The 1,695-nt window shown below is 68.4% G+C and carries 2 protein-coding genes; one reads left to right on the forward strand and one right to left on the reverse strand.

Annotated elements, in window-relative coordinates:
- Nucleotides 1-119: 119 nt before the first annotated feature.
- On the forward strand, nt 120-674 hold the full coding sequence (locus tag QMK30_RS38225; RefSeq protein ID WP_283522932.1) for a hypothetical protein: 555 nt from the start codon (nt 120-122) through the stop codon (nt 672-674).
- Here QMK30_RS38225 and QMK30_RS38230 read toward each other — a convergent pair.
- Entirely contained in the window at nt 598-1,422 is an 825-nt protein-coding gene (locus tag QMK30_RS38230; RefSeq protein WP_283522933.1) for an IS5 family transposase, read from the reverse strand. The two genes, QMK30_RS38225 and QMK30_RS38230, sit on opposite strands and share 77 nt — an antisense overlap.
- Between the last annotated feature and the right edge of the window lie 273 nt (nt 1,423-1,695).

Below are 1,695 nucleotides of genomic sequence, written 5' to 3' on the forward strand. Positions count from 1 at the left end.
TGAGAAGCCGTTGTCTTTCCGGACCTGACCGTTGAGTTTCCGCTGTTCAGGCATGGTTTCGGTGTCGTTGCGGGAGAGTTCGGGCGATCAGTTCGTTCTCGGCGATGCGGAGATGACCGATGACATCGGTGATGGGGTTGTTGGAGGAGCGGGAGATGGCGGCCCGGGTACGGGCGGAGGAACTTCGCGCTCAGGTGGAGCGGATCGCGGCTGAACTCGGCGAGGCGGAAGCGGTGTTGGGCCGCCGGGTGATCGCGCGGGCAGAGCTCGCTGAGGCCCTGGCCGCTGGGGCCGAGGAGACGGATGTCCTCGTCCCCGGCCCGCGAAAGGTGCCGACGGCGGTGGAGAAGGTCCCGGTCACGGGGTCGACCGTGCCGCGACGGCGCCAGGGATTGACGCTTCAGGCGCTCGCGCCGGACTACCGGCGGCTCGTGGAGCTGGTGGAGTCCGGGCCGGGCGGGGGTGATGGGGTGTCGGCGAAAGACCTGGCGGTCGAGCTGGGTCTGGAGTTGGTGCCGGCGAAAATCGAAGGAGTGCGCTCAAGGGCGAAACGGCTGGTCGAGCGAGAGTGGCTGGCGGCGTCGCCGTCCGGGCGGTTCACGCCGCGGCAGCCCACCGCGACTGCTCCTGCCGCGGTCGGCCAGCCGGGCGGCGGGCGAGGCGGCGGCTCATGAGCATGGCCAGCGAGAAGTAGATGAACGCCTCGCTGCTGGAGGGCAGCGTCTCGAAGTCCCGCGCCAGACGGCGCGAGCGCATCAACCACCCCAAAGTGCGCTCCACCACCCACCGTCTCGGCAGCACCACGAACCCCGTCATGTCGTCGCTGCGTTTGACGATCTGAAGGGTGACCTGCAGTTTCTCCCGCGCCCAGTCGGCCAGGTGCCCGGTATAGCCACCGTCGGCCCATACCAGGGTGATCTTGCGGAACCGTGCCCGCAGCCCGGGAAGCATGACGTGGGCGGCTTCGCGGTCGGTGACATCACCGGCGGTCACCAGCACCATCAACAGCAGACCGAGGCAGTCCGTGATGACGTGCCGGCGCCTCCCGTTAATCTTCTTCCCGCCGTCGTAACCGCGTGAGGAGGCGGGCACCGAGGCGGCGCCCTTGACCGACTGCGAGTCGATGACCGCCGCCGTCGGTTCCGCCTCGCGCCCTTCGGCCGTACGGGCCCGACCACGCAGCCGGTCGTGGAACTCCTTGGCCAGGCCCGCCTTCCGCCACCTGCGGAAGAACGCATACACGCGGTCCCAGACGGGGAAGTCGGCCGGCATCGCACGCCACTTGATCCCGTTGTCGGTGACGTAGAAGACCGCATCCAGCATCTGCCGGTGGCAGTAGCCCTCCGGCTGTCCGCCCCGTCCTTCCAGCCAGGCCGGGACCGGCAGCGCGTCGCGCACCACCGCCCATTCCGCGTCCGTCATGTCGGATGGATACACCGGCGCCCGGTCCGGGCGGTCGGCCGCGTTCCCGAACCGGTGAGCGAGGCAATCGCACACCGACACGCGGGAGTTGGACGCAGCAGGCACGATCACGCAAGACTGGAGCAACAGGGCCTCCTTGGCACTCGGTTGGTGTCGCAACCCCGAGCTACCAAGAGGCCCTGTCCTCATGCGCCCGCCCGGCCAAGATCACCCTCCCGGTCCTCCTGTTCGATTCAGAACCGTCCACCTGATCGATAGGAATACGGCGTCTGA

Origin of the sequence: Streptomyces sp. H27-C3 (genome assembly GCF_030063415.1) — a bacterium.
In the GTDB taxonomy this organism is placed as follows: domain Bacteria; phylum Actinomycetota; class Actinomycetes; order Streptomycetales; family Streptomycetaceae; genus Streptomyces.

Excerpts from the sequence above, each read along its gene's own strand:
- QMK30_RS38230 (WP_283522933.1), bottom strand. The coding sequence starts at position 1,422 with ATGACGGACGCGGAATGGGCGGTGGTGCGCGACGCGCTGCCGGTCCCG.
- QMK30_RS38225 (WP_283522932.1), top strand. The coding sequence starts at position 120 with ATGACATCGGTGATGGGGTTGTTGGAGGAGCGGGAGATGGCGGCCCGG.